The organism is Brevundimonas sp. UBA2416 (assembly GCF_002343105.1).
Taxonomy (GTDB): Bacteria; Pseudomonadota; Alphaproteobacteria; order Caulobacterales; family Caulobacteraceae; genus Brevundimonas.
In genome coordinates, this window is the sequence record NZ_DDRM01000041.1 from 1 (window position 1) to 2,231 (window position 2,231).

General features: G+C 68.1%; 2 protein-coding genes. One reads left to right on the forward strand and one right to left on the reverse strand.

Features of this window, described 5'->3' with window-relative positions; genetic code table 11:
• Positions 1-385: 385 nt before the first annotated feature.
• Positions 386-1,219, reverse strand: a complete 834-nt coding sequence (gene dapF, locus B3E43_RS12975) for a diaminopimelate epimerase (protein WP_292030161.1) — start codon at positions 1,217-1,219, stop codon at positions 386-388.
• Between the two features lie 60 nt (positions 1,220-1,279).
• Here dapF and B3E43_RS12980 point away from each other — a divergent pair, with 60 nt between their 5' ends.
• Positions 1,280-2,098, forward strand: a complete 819-nt coding sequence (locus B3E43_RS12980) for a potassium channel family protein (protein WP_292030163.1) — start codon at positions 1,280-1,282, stop codon at positions 2,096-2,098.
• Positions 2,099-2,231: the final 133 nt, after the last annotated feature.

A 2,231-nucleotide genomic window follows, 5' to 3' on the forward strand; every position in this document is an offset into this window, starting at 1 on the left:
TCATCGCTCGACCACAGCCCGCCGCCATCGGGGCGCTGGATCCGACGCCCTCCCCACCGACGGGATGGGGGAATTATGGGGGCGGTCCCAGCCATGATGGCTGATGACGCTCCAATTTCTGGAAGTGGAGCGGAATCAGGGGGTTGGCGCGGCGGGATATGCTGGCAATCGGCGGATTGTCAGCGGTCGAAATCCCACCCGCTATCGTCATTCCGGCGAATGCCGGAACCCAGCGGCGCGCGAGAGCGCGAAGCTGTCGGAAGCGCAATGAGTGAACGGTGACCGGTCACCGGTGTTTCGCCGCCGTCGCGGCGCCGCTGGGTTCCGGGTCTCCGAGCCGCTGCGCGTCTCTCCGCCCGGAATGACGATAGCCGCAGGGGCAGTGTCAGATCGACAACGTCCCCGTCCGTTCGACCTCCACCGGACCGGTCATGAAGACGTGGCCGCTGGCCTCGTCCCATTCGATCTTCAGCTCTCCGCCATCCACCTCCACCGTCGCCGCCCGTTCGCTCAGGCCGCGGCGCGCGGCGGCGACAAGGGCAGCGCAGGCGCCGGTGCCGCAGGCCTTCGTCAGGCCGGCGCCGCGCTCCCAGACGCGCAGGCGGATATGGTCGGGCGCGAGGACATGGGCGAAGCCGACATTGACGCCCTCGGGAAAGCGCGGGTGGTGCTCGATCAACGAGCCCGTGCCGCGCACGAAGCCGTCGTTCGGCGCATGGTCCATGAAGAAGACCACGTGCGGATTGCCCATGGAGACGGCGCCGGGCGTATGCAGGACCGGGTCGTCGATGGGGCCGACCTGAAGCTCGATGCCGCGCGTGTCCATGGCCTCGTCGAGCGGGATCTGGCTCCAGTCCAGACGCGGGGCGCCCATGTCGATGGTCACCCGACCGTCCTGCTCCTGGCGCGCGGTGGTCGTTCCGGCCAGGGTGTCGATGACGACCCGATCCTTGCCGCTCGACTGCATCAGGATCCAGCCGACGCAGCGCAGGGCGTTGCCGCAGGTCTCCACCTGGCCGCCGTCCGCGTTCCAGACCCGCATGAAGGCGTCCGCGGTGTTCGACGGCTCCAGGGCGATCAACTGGTCGCAACCCTCGCCCGTCATCCGGTCGGAGATGGCGCGCGCCTGGTCGGCCGTCGGCGCGAACGGCGTCTCGAGCGCATTGACGACGACGAAGTCGTTGCCGGCGCCGTTCATCTTGACGAAGGGTCTGGCCATCATCGCCGCATATAGCGTTTGCCGGTTCCTTGCGCGAGCCAGCCGCGTTATCGCTGCGTGATGAGTCGAGCCAGGCCCGCGCCCGAACCCGAGTCCGTCGAGCACAAGAACGGCGGCCTGCGCCTGCGGGCCCGTTTGCGGGCGCTCTATCACGGGTCCTCGCCGGTGGCGGTCCGGTTCCGGCTGGCGGTGCTGATCGTCGACCTGGCCATTGTCGCCTTCTTCATCGCCGCGCCCCTGCTGCGCGGCGAAGGGCTGATCTTCTACATCATCGACTATGTCATAGCGGCGATTCTGGCGGCCGATCTGGCGGCGCGGGCCTCAGCCTATTCCAATATCCGTGACTGGTTGAGGAAGCCGATCGTCTGGATGGACCTGTTCATCCTCGCGACCCTGCTGTTCCCCTTCTTCTTCAACCTGGGCTTCCTGCGGGTGTTGCGATTGTGGACCCTGATCCATTCGGACTTCTTCTGGCGCACGGTCGGGCGTCGCTATGACGACACCCGGGTCGAGGACGTGATCAAGGCGCTGGTGTCGCTGGTCACCTTCGTCTTCGTGGCGACCGGCTTCGTCTACACCAGCTTCATGGGCCGACATGACGGCATCAGCGGCTATCTCGACGCCCTGTATTTCACCGTCACCAGCCTGACCACGACGGGTTATGGCGACATCACCCTGCCGGGGGACTGGGGCCGGATCGTCTCCATCCTGATCATGCTGGGCGGGGTGACCCTGTTCGTGCGGCTGGGCCAGACCCTGTTGCGGCCGAACAAGGTGCGCTTCCCCTGCGATCGCTGCGGCCTTCAGGTGCATGACCCGGACGCAGTGCACTGCAAGGCCTGCGGCCAGATATTGTGCATTCCGGACGAGGGGGCCTGAGGGGTGGCTAGTGGCTAGTGGCTAATGGGTAAAGGGGGGGGGGGGGGGGGCCCGCGGGGGGGGGGGGGCGCCCGCGCCCCCGCCCCCCCCCCACCCCCCCCCCCCGCCGCCCCCGCGCGGCCGCCCCCCCCCG

Excerpts from the sequence above, each read along its gene's own strand:
- dapF (WP_292030161.1), bottom strand. The coding sequence starts at position 1,219 with ATGGCCAGACCCTTCGTCAAGATGAACGGCGCCGGCAACGACTTCGTC.
- B3E43_RS12980 (WP_292030163.1), top strand. The coding sequence starts at position 1,280 with ATGAGTCGAGCCAGGCCCGCGCCCGAACCCGAGTCCGTCGAGCACAAG.